This window comes from Chryseobacterium indologenes (assembly GCA_016025055.1).
Taxonomy (GTDB): domain Bacteria; phylum Bacteroidota; class Bacteroidia; order Flavobacteriales; family Weeksellaceae; genus Chryseobacterium; species Chryseobacterium indologenes.
In genome coordinates this window covers 3861865-3881159 of the sequence record CP065590.1, presented here as the reverse complement: position 1 = coordinate 3881159, position 19295 = coordinate 3861865, and the positions used below count along the sequence as shown (strand labels likewise).

Here is a 19295-nt window from a genome sequence, read left to right as displayed (position 1 = left end):
TTTCAGACTATTCAAAAATAACGTAGTTTACTTTATCTACTCCTGTATTCCCTGTTTTTTCGTGATAAGCGTACATGACCAGTTCGTAATTACCGGGAGCGTCAATAGGATAACTTCCTTCAAATAAATTGGTAGAAACTAATGACATATCGACATTATGAACAAATTTCCCGTCTTTTTCAGGATGCCTTTTACCTCAATTTCATCTGAATTCCAGACTCCTCCTTTCTCGATCACACACCCACACATCATCACGATATTAGCCTGAAACCGGAATGGCTTATCCCTGATGGTTTTCAATGAAATATACTGATGCGTTCTGGGTTTCAGAATATCAATAATATATCCCGGGACTTCCAATATAATTCCCTCTCCTAAAATATTCTTGCCGGGAATCAGCCATAATTCTGTACTGATTACTGCTTGTGACTGCTTACTGTTTAACGGAGAAACGACTTCGATATTGACAAAAGTAGGTTCATCGATATTGATTGTGGCCATAAAACCACCAGTCTGGTCATCAGTAATTGCATTTCCCCTTACCTTAGCCGTTTTCATGATCAGATCTGTATTTCCAGTACTTCCTGTTGTATTGCCCTCCGCCAGAATCTGCCGGTTCAGCTTATTTCTGACAATAACATGTGCTCCTCCCAAAGAGGTTCCGATAAATTTAGCATCTCTGGCTTTTGCCCTGATCATGACCTTCGTTTCTGTTGCCGAGATCATCAGGTTGGAGAATAGCAGTGCAGTAATAAAGAGGAGTGTTTTCATAGGTTAATTGATTTTAAATATTCTTGTTTAAACCGGTTATGAAAGGATTCATTTTTCAATTTCAGATCAATAGCATCGAGATACGAAAATAGCGTCAGATCCTCTGAAATAAGCTTCAGGATAGCTTTTTCACAACTATCCCAAACCTGTTCCAGCTGAGGCAGCATATCGATGGCTTTAGGAGATAAGGAGATGATCTGTTTCCGTTTATCTGTTCTATCTTTCTTAGTAATCAGGTATCCTTTGTCTGTCATTTTTTTGACAATGATCACCACGGACGGATGAGAATACCCCAAAGGCTCTGCAATATCTGTAATGGAAATCTCTCCCCTTTTCTGCAACAACATGAAGACCAGATACCAATTGGGTTCTACGTCAATTCCAAATTCTTTATAAAACTTTCTCACATCATGTGACATCCGGTCGCTGATTCTTTTCAGCCTGCTGTCCAACGCCTTATATCCTAAATCTCTGATAAAATCAAAATCCATATTCATGTTTTTCGTTGTAAATATATAAAAAACACAGTTAACTATATAGTTGACTATATTAATTTTTTAAATAAATATAATTCACTGATCATGAATCACTTAAACACTAACAATAAGTAAGTAAAATGGTAGTAAGAGAAATTAATTAGGTATTGGTATTTTTTTTTAAGCTGCTACTTTTGTTTCCTTCTGTATTCTCCCGGCGTTAATCCCCTGTGTTTTTTAAAAAGCTTGGAAAGATGGCTTTCATCGCTGAACTGAAGTTCATAAGCAATCTCGCTCAATCTGGTGCTGCTGTATTTTAAGTAAGTTTCTACCAGCTTAAGTCTGTAATCTAACAAATATTCTTGGTAAGAAACACCCGTTTGCTGCTTGAAATACTCTCCGAAATAATTCCCGGAAATTCCGAAATGCTCAGATACAGCCTGAATGCCGGTTTTTTCCCTATCTTTTATATGCTGCTGAATGTAAGTGATAATCTTCATAATAGAAAATGCTTTCCTGTTTTTCTGCAGGTCTGATGTTTCACTTTTAATGATGTTTCGGGCAACAAGGTTCAGCAAAATAGAGATACAATTACGAATAATCAGATAGTCATCAACTTTATTTCCAACCTCTCTTGCGATCTGTACAATCAGGGTGGCCGCAAAAGTTTCGTCATGCTTATCGCGAAAGACACATCCTGCTTTTGCATGGTAATTATTACTGATATACTGCAATTTATAAAGGTTTTCACAGCTTTCTATACGATCTGCTTCAAGCCGTATTTTATCAATAAACCCGATCGGGCAATGTATGGCAATCAATTTTGCATTTTCACTTTTGAAACAATAGTTTTCGTGCTGCGGAATGATAAACAGCTTTCCCTCCGAAAAACTGATGCGTCTTTCATCATGTACAAGACTTCCCTCTCCTCTTAGGATATAGACGAAGGAGAGGAATGATTTTGTCTTAAAACCAACTTCTTCATTTTGTAACGTTACTTCATTTACCTCAATACCTTCTGAATGTAGACCTATCATTGTACACTGAATTTTCCTCCAAAAGTACAATTTTAACAGAATATAAAGAGGTTAATTTTGTTTTAAAAAAATGAGTACATATCCGAAACGATGGCAGGCTCTCTACTTCCTGATCGCCGGGGCATTTCTTTCTCCGTTAGATTATTTTATTGTCAATATGGCTTTGCCTTCTATCAAAAATGCCTTTAAGGCCAGTGATCACCAATTGCAAATGGTGGTTGCTATCTACGGACTCACCTATGCTGCCCTTGTGGTATGTGGAGGTCGTCTCGGTGATATTTATGGGCGTAAGAAAGTCTTTACATGGGGATTGTATACTTTTTTGTTCTCTTCTCTTGCCTGTGCATTTTCGACAAATATCACATGGTTGATTATCTCCCGGCTGTTTCAGGGTTTGGGAGCTTCTCTTCTGGCTCCTCAGGTGCTGGCTTCGATAAAGGTTTTATTTAGCAGTAAAGAACAGCCTAAAGCCGTAAGTTTTTTTCAGTTCTGTATTCGGATTGGCTTCAGTAATCGGCCAACTGCTCGGGGGTGTTCTTCTCAGTATGCATTGGGGGCATTTTTCGTGGGAACTTGTGTTTCTTGTGAATGTTCCGGTAACTGTCATCTGCATTTTAGGAATCCATTTTACCATGGAAAATAGTCCAAAAGAGGAAAAAGCGGGAATCGATTTTATCGGCTCATTCTTGTTGGTTGTTGCCTTGCTGATGTTGATCTGCCCGCTTATTTTCGGACAAAAATATCAATGGGCGTGGTGGATTTTTGGAATAATGCTCGTTGGTTTTGTGGTATTACTGATTTTCTTAAGGTATGAAATGACTCTGCTTACCAAAGGAAAAACTTTCCTGATTGACCCGACTTTATTACAGTACAAACCTTTTGCACTAAGTCTGCTGATGATTTTTCTTTATAATTTTACAGCCGGCTTATTTATCTGCTATCCGTACTATTTGCAGCAGTTTTTGCATCAGAACTCCATGCAGACAGGGCTGGCTATAGTTCCGTATGGACTGGCCTTTTTCCTTGGACCATTAACCATATCGAGGATGAAACTGGATTCCCACAAACTGATTAATATCGGACTGGGATTGTTAATTAGTGGTTTTGTATTCAGTGCATTAGCTTTCTTTTTCAGCAAAAACCTTCCTTTATTACTCATATCACTTTATTTATCGCAGGATTAGGGCATGGAACGATGATGCCGGTTATGATGCGTACTGCTATTTCCTTCATTTCTAAAGATAAAGCAGGGCAAGCCTCCGGATTGATCAGCATTGGAATACAGATAGGAAGCGTGACAGGCGGAGCGATAATTGGCACATTATTTTTCAATATGATTGAAATTGTAGAATTCTACGAAGCATTTGCATTAGCCATTTCATTAATAGGAATGGTACAGGCCATCGGGATATGGGCCAATTTCAGGTTAAAAAAATATATCCTTCAGCTTTCTTCCAACAAGTAAAATATTTATAAATTTAAATCTATGAACAGCAAAGAAAAAATGACCCGGGAAATAACAGAATTCCATCAGGATATCGAAAAGTGGTTTCAGGGAAGATCTGAAGACCGTGAGGCTCTTTATCAAAAACTCCTTTCAGGGTTTTTGCCGGAATTTAAAATGATCAACGGAAATGGTGATACGGTTACATTGGCTGCGTTTTCCGACTGGCTTCCCACGGTATACGGGAAATTTCCTGAACGTAAAGTGTATGTCGAAAATATAGAAGTTGAGCATTCCGATCACCATGGACTGGCCACTTATACAGAAATTCAGATGACGGGAAATACATCCAACAAAAGACAGTCTTCCGCTGTTTTTCTTTTGAATCCGGAAAGAGCCTTGTGGTTGCACCTGGTAGAAAACTGGATATAATTACTTTTTACTCAAACCACTACAATAATAAAGCTACCTCTGAAGGTAGCTTTATTATTGTGTCTATTAATCTTTAATTTTAAAAATATCCATCTGTCTTGCCATAATCGACAGCAATATTCCAAAACAGGCAAAAAGTCCGTAAGAATACCTGAGATCGAAAGCCTCAGCAATATATCCGATCAACGGAGGGCCTATCAAAAATCCTAAAAATGAAATACTGGAAACGAAAGAAAGGGCAATACTGGGAGCCACTGTATTCACCTTGCCAATAGTACTGTAGATGGAAGGCACACTTAAAGAGCCTCCCAGACCGATAATCATAAATGCAATGATACAAACCCATAGTTCGGGAAAGAAAACACTGAGGAAAAGACCACAACTCATAAGGATACCACAGCATTGTAAAACGAATCTTTTCCCATATTTTTCAATAATACGGTTCCCTACAAAACGACCTAAAGTCATCATTAAAATAAAACTCGTATATCCAAGGATTACAAACTTTTCCGGCGCTTTTACAATAGTCTGAAAATACACTCCGCTCCAGTCAAACATCGCACCTTCTATTGCCATACTTAAAAACCCTATGATACCCAACCCAACCAATGTAGGATTGACAGCTTTAAAAATTGATTGCTTTTGCGGTTCAACCTTATGAATAATATGGGTAAGATGATTTTTACTGTACCACCATAATCCCGACACAAGAATAAAACTGAATATAAAATGATACAGCGTATCTATATTCAACGTAATCATCAGTAAACCGATAAGGGCTCCCGTCAGCCCTGCAAAACACCAGGCTCCGTGGTACGATGACAACAGTGTTCTTTGGGTAAGAGATTCTATTTCAATAGCCTGAGTATTGATCGCTATATTGCATAGGTTTCCTGATACCCCGAAGAAAAACAAAACAACGGCCAGCACCCAGTATGATGGTGATAAACCAATCAGTAAAAGGCAAAGAGGATAGAGCAAAAAGCATCTCCTAATCACCCAACTGCTTCCTTTTATGCTGATCAGCTTTCCGGCCAACGCCATTGTTGAAAGCTGACCTATGGGCATTAAAAGCAAAAGTGTTCCCAGCTGTGCCTCATTGATGGAAAGCGCTTCTTTAATGATAGGGATCCGGCTGGCCCATGAAGAAAAAACGAGCCCGTGGGCAAAAAAAGTAAAAAACAGGCTGCAGGCATTTTCGCATTGTACGATTCTCTATCTTGCATTATAACAACATTTAATAAAATTTCTACGGCAAAGGTAGTTAGAGTGACCTAATAAAATATATTCCATTTTTGTCATTTTATATTCCATTTTAAACAATGTATTCCAAAAGAAAAAGTAAGTGCCTACATTTGCCTTCAATTAATTAAAGCGATACTCAAAGTTCAGCTGATCTCAGAAAATTACCAGTCTTGGCCATGTTAGATATTAAACCAAATTTTGAAGGACTATATATTGAAAAGTATACAACAAATACGGTGTCCGGGTTTCAGCAAAGTGCCCATAAACTGAATAAGCTTGTACTGTGCTTTGTATCAAAAGGTGAAATAAGCATCAGAAGCAATGGCTGCGATTTTGAGGTTAAAAAGAGTTCAGTCATGATGTTGCTTCCGGACACGGATGTGACAGATATTTCTTATACGAACGATCTTGATTTTACCGTATTTTTTATTTCATTAGACTTCATCAGTACTTACAGTTTTCTAACCGTACTTCTGGCCAGTGACGAAATCAGATTTCATCCGGTTATTCAGACAGGGAATACTTCGGGAAGACTCATTGGGTCAACGATCAAATTAATTGAGGATTATCATTCTAAAACTGAAGACGAAAGCACACCGGAATCTGTACAGTACCTTTTGTATGCATTACTGGAATTGGTTTCGAAACTTTATCTTCCTGTCATAAAGAATAACAGCCTGCTGCAAACCAGAAGTCAGGATATTGTAGAGCATTTTTTCAAATTGCTTAATGAGCATGGGCATTTGCAGAGGAGTGTTATTTTTTATTCTGATCAGCTTCACCTTTCACCTCAATATTTAAGCAGTTTTATCAAAAAGAAACAGGTAAACCGATTAAACAGTGGATCAGCTACCAGGTGATCAAATATGCTAAAGAACTTCTGAAAACAACTTCGCTCTCTATTAAAGAAGTCAGCAACCGGCTGCAATTTGTAGACTCTTCCCTTTTTTGCAGATATTTCAGACGATGCACAGGAATAACGGCCAATACGTATCGCGAAAACTATCGTATTAAGAAATAAATCTGGTTATTTTTGTACATTTGTTTTACCATAAAAACTATTTCCATGAAAGAAAAATGGATCACTCACCCCACTGTTTTAGAAGGAACAACCGTTGAATTGATTCCTTTGGAGAAAGAGCATTTTGAAGAATTATACGAGGCTGCTTCAGACAAGGAACTTTGGGAACTGATTCCCACAGACTGCTCTGATAAAACAATCTTTTATCAAAATTACGAACGGGCATTGTCTGAAAGAGAAAACGGAAATCAATATCCTTTTGTAATACGTCATAAAGAAACCCGCAAATTAATCGGTTCGACACGTTTTTTTGAAATCTATCCTTCCGATAAAAAGCTGGAAATCGGATGGACCTGGATTACTAAAGAATATTGGGGGACAACACTCAATCTTGAATGTAAATTACTGCTCCTCACCTATTGTTTTGAAATATTAAAAACAAACAGGGTTCAACTTAAAACTAAAGATACCAATTTTAGATCGAGAAAAGCCATTGAAAAAATAGGTGGTATCTTTGAAGGAATTTTAAGAAAAGATCGTATCCAGAATGACGGTACTACCAGAAATGCAGCATATTACAGCATATTGGATGATGAGTGGGAAGAAGCAAAGGTAAAAATTGAAAAGCAGATGAATGCGAAAAGAGGACTTACGAAAGAGGGATAACCGATTACACTGTTGACAACCACCATCACCATGAGAAAAAATCTGTTAAAACATGAAGCTGCTGCTGCTATCATTGCAAGAGTAAAAAATCTTTCAGCTTCACATATTCCTCTTTGGGGAGAAATGACGGCTACGGAGATGCTTCTTCACTGTAACTCCTGTAACAGGCAAATTTTACAGGAAAGCGGAGCAAAAAATAAAACTACGCTGCAACAATTTGTTTTACGAATACTGGCCCTTTACATTGCTCCCGGTTTTAAAAAGAATAGTAAAGGTGAATCCAGACATGATACCAAAGGAAAGGTTGACAGTGATGATTTTGAAAAACAAAAAACTGACTTTATTCTTTTAATTGAATTATTTTCCGTCACCACCCGTCCTTTAACGATTCCCCATCCTGCATTTGGCAATATTTCAACCTATGAGTGGGGAATTGCAGCCTATAAACACATGGATCATCATTTAAGACAATTTGGAGTCTGATCCTGGTTTCCTACAAGATGTTTTCGATATACTCAAAAAGCAGAGAACAGGCTTATTCACCAAAACCGCCCATTCCCTGCTTCATTCATTATAGCACTTCCCGTTTTCGGGGTGGATTCTAAATCTTTTTGTATTAAGTCACTATAAACAATACGTTATTATTTTTTAATAATTTTCTTAGACATTGAATTTCCGTTCTTCAATTCTCCCTGAAGGATGTATACTCCCTTGGGAAGCTTTGAAATATCAATATTCTTAACATTTCCGGTTCTTATGACAGCTTTACCATCCATGGAAGTCACTGTGATCTTTTTAAAGTCTTCTTTTGATGTCAGAGTGATCATGTCGGCACTTGGGTTAGGATACACAGAAATATTTTCTTTTTTAGCCTCCACATCCGTTGTAGACAATGAACCCGCTTCCGGATAGGAAACACTTTTCGTAACATTGGTGGTTCCGTTTAACGTAAAGGTGTTGATGGCAAAATTAAATACAATTCCGTTGCTTGGGCTGACCCACATATAAGATTCATTGGTATAGGTAAATGGCCCCGGGGTTTGGGTAGCGGTCCTCATTCTTTTTATTCTCAACACATTAGAAAAAGTTCCTACCGGAGTGATAATGGTCCCATAGCCATCCACCGTATAATCTACCTGCCCGGCCTCCGTTGAATTTCCTATACCTCCGGAAACAGTATTAAACTGATAGGTATCGGTAAATTGTTGCAGATAAGTGATGGGAAATTTAAAATCAATCAACGGATCCGTATAAGTCGACGTAACATCACCAAATGATGGTCCCGCATACATGCCTACTGTTGAAGCCTCAGTATCACTCATAGAAGTAAAACTATAAGAATCTGCAAGCGTAGGTTTTGTAATCCTGTTAGCATTTGGGAATCTAAAACAATTAGATTCTCCGGGACAAACATTGGTTGTGCTTGTAGAGGTATTGGGAACGGTATACGCTGAAAAGTCCCACGTAACATTGGCTCCTGAGGCTCCGGCTGTTACCGTAGACGCAACATCTCCGGCTCTGAAGGTTAAAGGAACGTTGATTTTATCAATAGCTGTTCTTGTTATTGAAGACTGGGCACTGGTCAGTATTCCGGCAACAAGAAATAAAGAAAAGTTTAGCTTTTTCATAGTGTATATTTTTAAATTTGAGTAAGGTATTTATTCCTACCACAAATTTATTTTTAGTTTAAAAAGCTATCAATCCTCAAAAGAAAGTATTTTTTTATACCTAAAATCAGGTATTTTTTTTGTTTGTGATAAATCGCTATACTGTATAAGAGTTACCCCAATAAAAAAAACCGGTAAAATCCGGGCGATATCTTAATTAAAAGATTGTCTGTAATTCAAAGGTGTTTTGTCAGTTTTCTTTTTAAAAAGCTTATTAAATGACTGTGGATGCTCGAATCCCAGCGCATATGCGACTTCCGAAACCGAAAAATTGGTGGAAGTAAGATATTCCTTAGCTTTTTCAATCAGCTTTTCATGAATATGCTGTTGTGTATTTTGGCCGGTAAGATTTCTGAGCATGTCACTCAGATAATTTGGAGATACACTCAGGGAAGAGGCCAGAAACTCAACGGTAGGAAGTCCTTTTTGCAAGGTCTCCTGCTGATTAAAATAGTCTTCAAGTATTGTGTCCATTTTCGTTAACAGATCACTGTTTATAGCTTTTCGGGTGATGAACTGCCTTTTATAAAAACGGTTACTGTAATTGAGCAATACTTCAATATATGAAACAATAACGTCCTGGCTTACTTCATCAATTGCTGTATTCAATTCATTTTTAATACTGTCCAAAAGGCCTGTTATTATGATTTTCTCCTGATCAGACAAGTGCAGGGCTTCATTGGTATCATAAGAAAAGAATCCAAAGTTTTTAATATTCTTTGCCAGCGGGTAGCTTCTGAGAAAATCAGGATGTATCAGTAAAGTATTACCGCAATATTCTGCATCCACATCCGCGGAGAGAATCTGTCCGGGTGCTGTGAACATCATACCTCCTTCATTAAAATCATAATATCCCTGTCCGTACCCCATTTTACCCACGGTAGAATATTTGTAAGAAATCTTGTAGAAATTGAGCAAAAAGCTTTTAGTCAAAAACTCTTTTTCAATACTCATCTTTCTATTGTCTACCAGGCTTACGAGTGGATGAAGAGGTTTAGGAAGATGTAATAAATCATGCATCTCGGAGATGGACGAAATTTTAAGCGGGGTATTTTCTTTCTTTTCCATAGTATAAAAGTATTACTATTTGACTAAAAGACAGCGCATCATCATATTTGCGCTGTCTGTTATTTTAAAAATTACATAAACTGCTGTCCTAGCTGGGCTCTGAAAGCTTCATCGCCCAATTCAAGACGTTGTGCATACAAAGTTTTCGCATCTTCTCCTGCAACATATCTCAATTGTTTTTTACCATCCGTCGCCGCTTCATACACTATTTCTGCAATTTGCTCCGGTGCAGAGGCTGCTTCCATCATCCCTTCCATCTTAGAAAATAAAGAGCCGATCATTTCTTCATAGGCAGGATTTGACGCAGAATCCAGGGAACGGCTTACAAAATCAGTTTTTATACCTCCCGGAGAAACCGTTTTAATATCAACTCCTAATTTGTTAAGTTCAAAAGCCATACTCTCGCTCCAGCCTTCCAATGCCCATTTTGTAGCATGATAAATAGAATTTAAAGGAAAAGTAATCAATCCGCCGATCGATGTGGTGGAAATAAATGTACCATTTCCTTTCTCTCTGAAATAAGGAATAAATGCCTGGGTGACACGGAGCACACCCAATAAATTGGTATTGATCTGTCTTACAATCTGATCGTCTGTCACAGCTTCAAGTGGTCCCATAAGACCGTAACCTGCATTATTAAACACAACATCCACGTCTCCCAATTCAAGAGATTTTTTAACGGTTGACTGTATTTGTTCAGGATTGGTAACATCCAAAGGAAGTACCGTTACATTTTCCAACGCAGCAAGATCTTCACCGGCTTCGGGGTTTCTCATTGTGGCTATAACTTTCCATCCTTTGCTCTGAAATAATTGGGCAGTTGCTTTTCCCAATCCTGTAGAAGTGCCTGTTATAAAAATTGTTTTCATTTTTTTTTGTTTTAAATTACAGGACAAAGTTCATCATTAGAAAGAATCGCAGAGTTGCCAAAACGGGGAAAGCTGTAGCCAAAATGAGGGTGGCACCCATTCTCACTTTTCACTTGTTTTTTGTAAGTTTGTCCCAGTTAATTTGTATGGCCGAATATATTCTTGATAACATCAATATCACTACTCTTTCCGTGTATGATCTTCTGAAACATACCCCAGAAAGTACATTTATCGGAATCAGGGATTTTCACGAGGTCTATCCTGTCAGCCTGGAAAACAATACGGGAACATTTACAAAGACCTCTTTACAGGAATTCCCTATAGTGAGTATCAGCAAAATAAATAATTCTTTACTTTGTTCATGTACCTGCAATGAGACTAAAAGCCAACTTTGCTCTCATCAGGCAGAAATCATTCATTGTATTCTGGAAGAGAAAAATTTCCGGATCTTTTTTGATGATCAACTTCGTAAAAAAATACTGATTTCAAAGGCAAAAGAATATGGCCTGGAAAATGAGCAGGACCTTGATGTCTACTTCCAACTGGAATATTCTGACCGGAAAACCACGATTATCCCAAGAATAAAAGAAATGTTTCCGGTAAATACCTTGGTACTTCAAAAAGAACTTTTACCTCAACCTACTTCCAGACTGGATGAACTGGCATTGACGGAAACGGGAAAAAAGCAAATACTGGTCATCAGTAAGCACCGGTATTATAACCACCTTATTTTTTCTCTGATGGAAGCAGAAACCACACAAACAGGGAAAATTAAAAATCCTGTAGTATCTGTAGATGCCATGCAGCTCATCTGGAGAGCTGAGAAACCCGAAGAAATTAAGTTTTACACCGCCATCACTTCTTTCCAGAACAATTATAACGAAGATTATAACCCGGGAGAATTTGAAGCATTGAAACTCATTGCTCAGAATCCCATGAACTTTGAGGTATATTATCACGACCGGGAAATTGCAGAAACCATCTTAGCAAAGTCTCTTATCCGCACTGAACTTAACACTTTAGATGCGAGTATACAATTATCTGTATTTAAGAAAGATCCGTTCTTTGAAATAACCGGTGAACTGCAATTCAATGACCTCTCTGTTCCTTTTAAAAATATTGTTCTAAGAAATGAATATTTTGTCTATAACCGCAACACTTTCAGCCTGATAGACGATCCTGACATGCTTAGGATTATTAAGTTCTTTAAGGCGAACAATGAAATTTTACTGGTTCATTCCTCAAAATACGAGGAATTCATGAGGAATATCCTGACAGTATTAGAAGAGCGTATTCATATAAATTACAGCTATATACAAGCGGCAACAAAAGTACAGCTTGAACAAAAAAATTTAGTATAGAAAAGATAGTTTATCTTCGTCAACAGGAAAATTATATAGGAATAACACCGGTCATGAAATATGGCGATGTTGAAGTTCCCGTCTATTCCAGGAAACAACTTTTTGATACCGACCAGAATGGCAATTTGTTTAAAATTGATAGAAATGATGCCGCAGAAGCATGCTTTACTTCTCTCATTATGCAGCAACATCCGGATTTTGAAGAACAAATGGATGGCTATCAATACTTCTATCTTCACAGGGATAAGTTCCTGGATGACAATTGGTTTCTGCAGGCATTTGAAACGTGGAGAAATGAAGGGATCATCATACTTGGCTTTAACGAATTAAAAAACAATAAATTAAATTCCCACAAGGCAAAAATCAATATCCAAATAACCAGCGGACTGGATTGGTTTAATGCTCAACTCAAAGTAGGTTTCGGGCCAAAAGAAGCCACACTAAAGCAGCTTCACAGGACCATTCGCAATAAGAGTAAATTTGTGCAGCTGGATGACGGTACTCTGGGCATCCTTCCGGAAGAATGGATCGATAAGATCTCAGCCTATTTCCGGGCCGGAGAAATCGACGAAGAATTATTAAAAATCCCGAAAATTAACTTTACTGAAATAACGGCTCTTTTCGATAAAGAAATACTGAGCCGGGAGGTATACGATGAGGTTAACTCTTATTCAACTCAGTTTTCAACAGCAAAAAATATTCCTGTAACACCGGTTCCCAGTCAACTTAATGCTGAACTCAGAGACTATCAGCATGACGGGCTAAACTGGCTTAATTTTCTGGACAGCTTTAACTTCGGCGGTTGCCTTGCAGATGATATGGGGTTGGGAAAAACACTCCAGATCATCGCCTTCATTTTATCTCAAAAGGAAAAACGCGGCCACAACACTCACCTTGTTGTAGTGCCTACATCTCTCCTTTTCAACTGGCAGGAAGAAATACGGAAATTTGCCCCTTCAATCAAAGTGCTATGCCATTATGGAGCAGACCGGAATAAAAGTATTGCCCACTTCCCTGAATATGATGTGGTCCTTATCAGCTACGGAATGTTACTTTCCGATATACGTTTTCTTAAAAACTTCCGTTTCAGTTATGTCTTTCTTGATGAATCCCAGACCATCAAAAATCCGAACTCCGAAAGATATAAAGCGGCGCGCCTGCTTCAATCGAGAAACAGAATTGTCTTAACAGGTACACCTATTGAAAACAGTACTTTTGACTTATACAGCCAGCTTTCTTTTGCCTGCCCGGGATTATTGGGAAGCAAACAGTACTTTAAAGATATTTATGCCATTCCCATTGACAAATTTGAATACAGCAAACGCGCTCTTGAGCTACAGCAAAAAATTAAACCTTTCATTCTCCGAAGAACAAAAAAGCAGGTAGCTAAAGAACTTCCCGAGAAAACAGAAACAGTTATTTACTGTGAAATGAATGCTGAACAACGCCGAATCTATGATGCTTACGAAAAAGAACTTCGTGAATTTATTGCGGCAAATGATGACGATGACCTTAATAAAAACAGCATGCACGTGCTTACAGGGCTTACGAGACTCAGACAGATCTGTAATTCTCCGGCACTTATGAAGGAAGGATATTCAGGAGATAATGCGGTGAAAATTGAAATCCTGATGGAACAGATTCTTGGAAAATCAAAAGATCATAAAATTCTAGTATTCTCACAGTTTGTCGGCATGCTCGACCTGGTAAAAGCAGAACTGGAGCGTCATGGAATTTTATTTGAGTATTTAACGGGACAAACAAAAGACAGAGGACTAAAAGTAAGTAATTTCCAGGAAAACGAAGACATCCGTGTATTTCTGATCAGCTTAAAAGCCGGCGGTGTGGGGCTCAATCTTACAAAAGCAGATTATATTTACCTGATCGATCCATGGTGGAATCCGGCTACCGAAAATCAGGCCATCGACCGTAGCTACCGTATCGGGCAAACCAAAAATGTCATTGCCGTCCGGATGATATGTTCCAATACGGTAGAAGAAAAAATCATGACACTTCAGAATAAGAAAAAACAACTGGCACAAAATCTGCTTACAACGGATAAAACAAGGTTTCAAGGACTTTCCAAGCAAGATCTTTTGGATCTCCTGGAATCGGATTAGGAATGCAAAAGACACCATATTTACTTGTAAAACTTTGAAATTCAAACGGCTGTTTAAACTTTTTAATAAACCACAGTAGAACTACAAAAGTTTTTGGGACACCTAAGTTTAAGTTTCTTTTTGCCACGAATGCTTTTTTATTCGTGCATTCGTGGCAAATTAATTTTTATGGCTTTTTCGGTAATAGACTTACAAACAAAATCGACAGACGCGAAGTCTGTCGATTAAAAAAAACAAAAATTGATATGGATATGATTTAGATGTGTCTTTATTTTTTGATAATCTTTTCAGTGATTATCTTTTTATCTTTTGTCTGAATTTTCAATAAATACGTTCCCGGAACAAAATTTTCTATACCGATTACGTCAGAATTACCTTCCAGCAGTTTCTGACCAGATATATGGTAAACTTCATATTTTTCCAGCCCTTTGATTCTGTTAAGCATTATCATTCCTGTTGTAGGATTAGGATACACCTCTGTACTGGTATTTTTTGACACTTCAGCTGTTGCAAGATTGTCCGGCCGGATATTGATCGTATAATCTTCTGCCTGCCCGATAAACCATCCTGAAGGACACGGAAGGTTTTCCAAAGTTCCCATCCATGAGCTGGATTCATAGGCCTTTACCAACCTGAAACGGCTATTGCCCAGTAATGCGTTGACAGGAATTACAATAGTGCCGGATACAGTACCGGACTGTTGTCCTGAAACCGGGTCAGAATTGTCCAGATATCCGATATTAAATACTTCATCAGCATCAAATACATTATTATGATTAAAATCGATATAAGCGTAAGCAGAAACCGTAGCTTGACCATGTGTGCCTCCTGTAACGGTTATCGGATATGTATTTCCTCTGTTGACATTAAAAACAGTGGTCGTGAAATTTTCCAGAACACCTGAATTGCCATTCATAGCACTATCATTTACTATGTCCGCAAATTCTACTTTACTGATCTCACTGACCGTAAGACTGCTTACATTTTCTGCACCACAGTAAGGAGCTGGAAAACCGGGATCGTTTCCTTTAATATTAACGGTATAATCCTCCGTCTGCCCTGCTCTCAAAGTTGGGTCACAGGCTGAGCTGATAGAATTGGCGGCATTAGAATCTGAATAGGCCTGCACATTGGTATTTTTGACCACTCTCATTCTGGTAGGCCCACTTGCTGCACCGGCGGGTATTGTTATATTATTATTAATCGTAAATGCATTGGCAGGATTGGCTGCTTGCAGTCTTCCGATGTAAAAACTTTCACCGGCGTCGTCAAAATTACCATTCTGATTAAAATCTATAAAAACAACTACATCACTGGGAAATGTACTCGAAGGACCTGTCACCGATATCGGATAAGAATTTCCTGATAGCAAGTCTGCAGAAATTGAGGTAAAATCCTCATAAACCTGTATATTTCCTGATTGAACCGGTGACGAATTGCTAATGCCTGCAAAAGTAACATTGCTGATCATATTACTGTCTGCCCCATATTGAAACGTCGGCATACAATATTGTGCATTCACCAACGAGCAAAGTACAATACATGAAAGAGTAGTTGTTTTTATCATTATCTTCTTATTATTTGATGAAACAAATTTATATTTATTTAGAATGAATAAAAATAAGAATGTAATGATTTTTGTCAGTTAATTAACATTTTATACGGAAAAGTATCATAACAACGTACAAAACTGGGTCAAAAGAAACAAAATAAAAATGTGAACTCCTTTCATACTTAGAAAAAGCTCACATTCTGAATAAAATTTAAAATAAGGATATTAAGAGCTACCTAAATTTTCGATGAGAACAGCGGAAGCACCTCCACCACCGTTACAGATGGCAGCAATTCCATATTTTCCACCTTCCTGACGTAATACATTGACCAAAGTGGTTATAATCCTTGCTCCGGAAGCTCCTATGGGATGTCCTAAAGCTACGGCTCCACCATATATATTTACTTTATCAAGGTCGTAGCCCAGGATTTTCTGATTGGATAATATTACAGAGGCATAGGCTTCGTTGATTTCAAAATAATCAATATCTGACAAGCTTAGGCCTGTTTGTTTCAATATTTTGTTGATGCCAACAGAAGGTGAAGTGGTAAACCATTCTGGAGCCTGTGCGGCATCAGCGTAAGCTATAATTTTGGCCAGTGGTGTAATCTGATATTTGTCAATAGTTTCCTGAGAACCCAGTAGCAGTGCTGCAGCACCGTCATTCAAATTACTGGAATTAGCAGCAGTTAAAAAACCATTGGGCTCAAAAGCAGGTTTTAGTACAGAAATCTTTTCGGGAATGAGCTTATCAATGTCTTCATCCTTACTGATGATCATACTGCCTTTTTTTCCTTCAACAGACACGGGAACCAATTCATTACTGAATTTATTTTGAGAAGTCGCCTCCTGTGCTTTATGATAAGATAATAAGGCATAATCATCGAGCTCCTTTCTTGTATGTCCGTATTTCTTCACTCCCAACTCTGCGGCACTTCCCATGTGAAAATCATTATAAACGTCCCATAAACCATCTTTAATCAGGCCATCAGTAAGCTGGGAGTCTCCCAGTTTCTTTCCCTGACGGAGATACGTATAGTGAGGTACATTACTCATACTTTCCATTCCACCCGTCATCACTGTATTCTCCAATCCAAGCTGAATTTGCTGGGCGCCTATCATTGTGGCTTTCATTCCTGAAGCGCAGACTTTATTGATTGTAGTGGCGTCTTTATCAACAGGAATGTCAGAAAAAATGGCAGCCTGCCTTGCCGGTGACTGGCCTATACCTGCTCCCAATACATTGCCCATATACACACTGTCTATGGCATCCGGTCGAAGTGATATGCTTTCATAGGTGCCTTGTATGGCGATTGCTCCCAGCCGGGTGGCTGATAAACCTGATAAACTCCCCATAAAACCACCAATGGGGGTACGTTTTGCTGCGATGATAAATACTTCTTTCATAGATATTAAATTATAAAATACCGATTGGTATATTTTGCGTTAAAAAATTTTTCCGTTTGTAAGGGTACTACAAATATAAATAAAATATACCGATCAGTATATTTAAAAATAAAAATATATCCCGGTCGGTGCCGGAATATATTGTATTGATGTTATTCTCTGGTTAACTGATCAAGCTTTTTCAATAAAGCCGGTATTCTGAACGTTCCATGCATCTGTTCTACCTTTAATTTAACTTCATCTACATCAATTCCTTTTGCTGTAAGGAAAAGCGGAGTTTTGCTCTCACCTCTGACAACGCTTCTCCTTTGGGAATCCGGAGTTGTAAATTCGTTTTTTGCAATACCCACTACAGGAAACTGTTCTTTCAATACCTCGTAGAGATAGCCTCCAAGACCAATTTTGCCTTCATTATCGAGGGTCACGTAGCCGTCAACAATAATGATATCTCCGGGTCTTAATACGATTTTATCCAGCAGGCTTACGATACAAGGCAACTCCCTTTTATAAAAAGCCCCACTCTCGTAACCGGAGGGTACGGAGGTTTGTTCAGTAAAAATTTCCACCTCCTTTTCAGAGCTCCAGTCTGCAAATGCAATACATACCGTATTGGCATAGTCTTCATAATAGTAGGTATCAAATGCGTAAATCATGCTTAATTTTTGTTAGAAGAACTCTCCAAAATGCCACAAAATTCCTGACGGATCGTGTACAAAACATTCTTTTCCCCATTCCATGATCCTTACAGGGGTTAGTTTTACATTTTCATAGGTATCAGTAAGATTCAGCGACAATAATTCTTTCCAGAATTCATCAGTGTTGATTACTTCCATAAAGATCATTGTATTATCCACCCATTCTTTAGCATAATAATCCTGAAGATAGAAACCGACTTCTTCCCTTTTAAACAAAGACAATTTAGGTTCAAGAACAACTTCCTGAAATCCAAGATCCTTGTAAAATCTTCTACTGATTTCAAAGTTTTCGGCTCCGATGAACGGTCTGATTGATCTTATATTTTGTGGCATTTTATTTTTAAAGTCATTGCAGGTTATTTTTTATCTACAACTATTCTTTCAGGGCGGTTGGCAATATCCCAGGCCGTCGTGAAGATAAGCTGTGCCCTTTTCTGTAAAAGCGGATAATCAATTTTTTCCGGATCATCGGTTGATTTATGGTAATCTTCATGGATTCCGTCAAAGAAAAATGCTACCGGAATATTGTGTTTGGCGAAATTATAATGGTCTGAACGGTAGTACAGCTGTTCCGGATCATTAAGGTCATCATATTTATAATTCAACTCCAAATTGTTTGTTTTCTTATTGGCAGCTTCATTGATGACTTTAAGCTGAGAGCTCAGCATTTCCGAGCCGATTACATACACATATTGTTTTCCCCTGTTTGCAGGATCGTCCCTTCCGATCATATCAATATTAAGGTCCACCACCGTATTAGCCAATGGGAATACAGGGTTTTCAGAATAATATTCAGATCCGAACAAACCATGTTCCTCTCCTGTAACATGAAGGAAGAGCATTGACCTTTTAGGCCCTTTTCCTGCTTTTTTGGCTTGCTGGAAGGCTTTGGCTATTTCCATTACTGCGACAGTTCCGCTTCCGTCATCGTCTGCTCCGTTATAAACGATTCCATTTTTAATTCCTACGTGATCGTAATGGGCAGATACCACTACAATTTCTTCAGGCTTTTCACTTCCTTCTATAAAAGCAAGAATATTTTCGGAATCCGGAAGGTTACCTCCGCCTCTTTTCTTCATAAATGCAGAAGGAACCTTCTGGTAATAAGAATCTAATGTTTTAGGATGAGAAATTCCCAGACTCTTATAATAATTCACGATATACTCTCCCGCTTTTTTCTGCCCTTTGCTTCCGGTATCTCTTCCTTCCATATCATCTGCAGCGATAACGTAGAGATTCTTTTTAAATCTTCAACTTTGATCTCTTTATAAGCATTAGAAAAGGCTTTGTCCTGTTTGGAAAATGTCGGTTGCGAAGTTGTTCCGTCCGAAACATTGGCTGTTCCGCAGCTGGTCATTACAGCCAGGGAAAACAACGGAATAAGTAGTTTTTTCATAAAGAATAAATTTCTTAAAAGTAACAATTTTTATTTAATATTCCTTGAAATGTTATTTTCATTATATT

13 protein-coding genes and 5 pseudogenes are annotated in these 19295 nt (G+C 38.1%); 6 read left to right on the top strand and 12 right to left on the bottom strand.

Features of this window, described 5'->3' with window-relative positions; translation table 11 throughout:
• Nucleotides 1-7: 7 nt before the first annotated feature.
• The 3 genes and pseudogenes from H3Z85_17840 to H3Z85_17830 all read right to left on the bottom strand — a co-directional run bounded on the left by H3Z85_17840 (nucleotide 8) and on the right by H3Z85_17830 (nucleotide 2284).
• Nucleotides 8-771, bottom strand: a pseudogene (locus H3Z85_17840) (hypothetical protein).
• Complete coding sequence (locus H3Z85_17835; GenBank protein ID QPQ51174.1) at nucleotides 768-1262, bottom strand: MarR family transcriptional regulator; 495 nt, start codon at nucleotides 1260-1262, stop codon at nucleotides 768-770. Before H3Z85_17835 ends, H3Z85_17840 begins: the two are co-directional and overlap by 4 nt.
• A gap of 173 nt (nucleotides 1263-1435) precedes the next feature.
• The gene (locus H3Z85_17830) at nucleotides 1436-2284 is read right to left on the bottom strand and encodes a helix-turn-helix transcriptional regulator (GenBank protein QPQ51173.1); all 849 of its coding nucleotides are present in this window, start codon (nucleotides 2282-2284) and stop codon (nucleotides 1436-1438) included.
• Between the two features lie 70 nt (nucleotides 2285-2354).
• Here H3Z85_17830 and H3Z85_17825 point away from each other — a divergent pair.
• A pseudogene (locus tag H3Z85_17825) lies at nucleotides 2355-3749 on the top strand (MFS transporter).
• Between the two features lie 21 nt (nucleotides 3750-3770).
• On the top strand, nucleotides 3771-4160 hold the full coding sequence (locus H3Z85_17820) for a hypothetical protein (protein QPQ51172.1): 390 nt from the start codon (nucleotides 3771-3773) through the stop codon (nucleotides 4158-4160).
• 66 nt (nucleotides 4161-4226) lie between these two features.
• On the opposite strand, the gene H3Z85_17815 is transcribed toward H3Z85_17820, so the two are convergent.
• The gene (locus H3Z85_17815) at nucleotides 4227-5372 is read right to left on the bottom strand and encodes an MFS transporter (protein ID QPQ53937.1); all 1146 of its coding nucleotides are present in this window, start codon (nucleotides 5370-5372) and stop codon (nucleotides 4227-4229) included.
• Between the two features lie 209 nt (nucleotides 5373-5581).
• On the opposite strand from H3Z85_17815, the pseudogene H3Z85_17810 reads away from it, so the two are divergent.
• The 3 genes and pseudogenes from H3Z85_17810 (at nucleotide 5582) to H3Z85_17800 (ending at nucleotide 7575) form a co-directional block, all read left to right on the top strand.
• Nucleotides 5582-6426: pseudogene (locus H3Z85_17810) on the top strand (helix-turn-helix transcriptional regulator).
• Nucleotides 6427-6471: 45 nt separating this feature from the next.
• Nucleotides 6472-7092: a GNAT family N-acetyltransferase gene (locus H3Z85_17805; GenBank protein QPQ51171.1), complete on the top strand. Its 621-nt coding sequence runs from the start codon at nucleotides 6472-6474 to the stop codon at nucleotides 7090-7092.
• 30 nt (nucleotides 7093-7122) lie between these two features.
• Nucleotides 7123-7575, top strand: a complete 453-nt coding sequence (locus H3Z85_17800; protein ID QPQ51170.1) for a DUF1569 domain-containing protein — start codon at nucleotides 7123-7125, stop codon at nucleotides 7573-7575.
• A 158-nt stretch (nucleotides 7576-7733) separates the two neighbouring features.
• Here H3Z85_17800 and H3Z85_17795 read toward each other — a convergent pair whose 3' ends face one another.
• The 3 genes from H3Z85_17795 to H3Z85_17785 form a co-directional block, all read right to left on the bottom strand.
• Nucleotides 7734-8720 carry a T9SS type A sorting domain-containing protein gene (locus tag H3Z85_17795; GenBank protein ID QPQ51169.1) on the bottom strand — a complete coding sequence of 329 codons (987 nt, stop codon included), beginning with the start codon at nucleotides 8718-8720 and terminating at the stop codon, nucleotides 7734-7736.
• A 192-nt stretch (nucleotides 8721-8912) separates the two neighbouring features.
• Entirely contained in the window at nucleotides 8913-9827 is a 915-nt protein-coding gene (locus H3Z85_17790; protein QPQ51168.1) for a helix-turn-helix transcriptional regulator, read from the bottom strand.
• A 71-nt stretch (nucleotides 9828-9898) separates the two neighbouring features.
• Nucleotides 9899-10696: an SDR family oxidoreductase gene (locus H3Z85_17785; GenBank protein ID QPQ51167.1), complete on the bottom strand. Its 798-nt coding sequence runs from the start codon at nucleotides 10694-10696 to the stop codon at nucleotides 9899-9901.
• A gap of 146 nt (nucleotides 10697-10842) precedes the next feature.
• On the opposite strand from H3Z85_17785, the pseudogene H3Z85_17780 reads away from it, so the two are divergent.
• Nucleotides 10843-14177 (top strand): annotated as a pseudogene (locus H3Z85_17780) (DEAD/DEAH box helicase family protein).
• Between the two features lie 268 nt (nucleotides 14178-14445).
• Here the strand turns inward: H3Z85_17780 and H3Z85_17775 are convergent.
• The 5 genes and pseudogenes from H3Z85_17775 to H3Z85_17755 all read right to left on the bottom strand — a co-directional run bounded on the left by H3Z85_17775 (nucleotide 14446) and on the right by H3Z85_17755 (nucleotide 19227).
• Nucleotides 14446-15744, bottom strand: coding sequence for a T9SS type A sorting domain-containing protein (locus H3Z85_17775; protein ID QPQ51166.1), 1299 nt, complete (start codon nucleotides 15742-15744; stop codon nucleotides 14446-14448).
• Between the two features lie 210 nt (nucleotides 15745-15954).
• Entirely contained in the window at nucleotides 15955-17136 is a 1182-nt protein-coding gene (locus tag H3Z85_17770; GenBank protein ID QPQ51165.1) for an acetyl-CoA C-acyltransferase, read from the bottom strand.
• 152 nt (nucleotides 17137-17288) lie between these two features.
• Entirely contained in the window at nucleotides 17289-17789 is a 501-nt protein-coding gene (locus tag H3Z85_17765; GenBank protein ID QPQ51164.1) for an endonuclease V, read from the bottom strand.
• A 12-nt stretch (nucleotides 17790-17801) separates the two neighbouring features.
• Nucleotides 17802-18164 carry a glyoxalase gene (locus tag H3Z85_17760; GenBank protein ID QPQ51163.1) on the bottom strand — a complete coding sequence of 121 codons (363 nt, stop codon included), beginning with the start codon at nucleotides 18162-18164 and terminating at the stop codon, nucleotides 17802-17804.
• 23 nt (nucleotides 18165-18187) lie between these two features.
• Nucleotides 18188-19227 (bottom strand): annotated as a pseudogene (locus H3Z85_17755) (M28 family peptidase).
• Between the last annotated feature and the right edge of the window lie 68 nt (nucleotides 19228-19295).